The 1,028-nt window shown below is 66.1% G+C and carries 1 protein-coding gene; it reads left to right on the top strand.

Annotated elements, in window-relative coordinates; all coding sequences use genetic code 11:
- On the top strand, positions 1–1,028 hold a 1,028-nt coding region (locus tag ACKAE7_RS21030), incomplete at both ends, for an isomerizing glutamine--fructose-6-phosphate transaminase (protein ID WP_408980226.1).

Raw genomic sequence — 1,028 nt, 5'->3', positions numbered from 1 at the left:
GCCGGGGTCGCCGTGGTGTCCAAGGGTGCGATCGAGTCGCGGAAGAAGTCAGGGAAGCTGAGTAACCTGATTGCCGAGCTGGAGGCGCACCCGCTGCCGGAGACGGTGACGGGGATCGGCCACACCCGGTGGGCCACGCATGGCGGGCCGACGGACCGTAACGCGCATCCGCACCTGGCCGACGGCGGCAAGCTCGCCGTGATCCACAACGGCATTATCGAAAACTTCGCCGAGCTCAAGCTCGAGCTGCTGGATAAGGGCGTGACCTTCCTGTCCGAGACGGACACCGAGGTGGCCGCGGCGCTGCTGGCGGACATTTACCGGAACAAGCTCGCCGGGGACACCGCTGACGGTCGGCTGACCCGTGCCATGGAACTGGCCTGCCAGCGGCTGGAGGGCGCCTTCACGCTCCTGGCCGTCCATGCCGACCAGCCCGACGTCGTGGTGGCCGCCCGCCGCAACTCACCCCTGGTGGTGGGCCTGGGCGAGGGCGAGAACTTCCTGGGCTCGGACGTGTCCGGGTTCATCGACTACACCCGCCGTGCTGTGGAGCTGGGGCAGGACCAGATCGTCACCATCACCGCGGACACCGTGGAGATCACCGACTTCTTTGGCAACCCGGCCGCGGGCAAGGAATACCACGTGGACTGGGACCCGGCCTCGGCGGAAAAGGGCGGCTTCTCCTCGTTTATGGAGAAGGAAATCCATGACCAGCCCGACGCCGTGGCGCAGACCCTGCTGGGCCGCTCGGACATCAACGGCAAGCTGACCCTCGATGAGCTCCGGATCGATCCTGAGCTGTTGAAGCAGGTCAACAAGATCATTGTGCTGGCTTGCGGCACCGCCGCGTACGCGGGCATGGTGGCGAAGTACGCGATCGAGAACTGGTGCCGGATCCCCACCGAGGTGGAGTTGGCGCACGAGTTCCGTTACCGGGACCCGATCCTGGATGCGAACACTTTGGTGGTGTCCATCAGCCAGTCGGGGGAGACCATGGACACCCTGATGGCTGTCCGCTACGCCCGGGA

Source organism: Pseudarthrobacter sp. NKDBFgelt, assembly GCF_046097905.1.
GTDB classification, from domain to species: Bacteria; Actinomycetota; Actinomycetes; order Actinomycetales; family Micrococcaceae; genus Arthrobacter; species Arthrobacter polychromogenes.
Note: the sequence above shows the minus strand (reverse complement) of the source record. Positions and strands in the feature narration are given on the sequence as shown.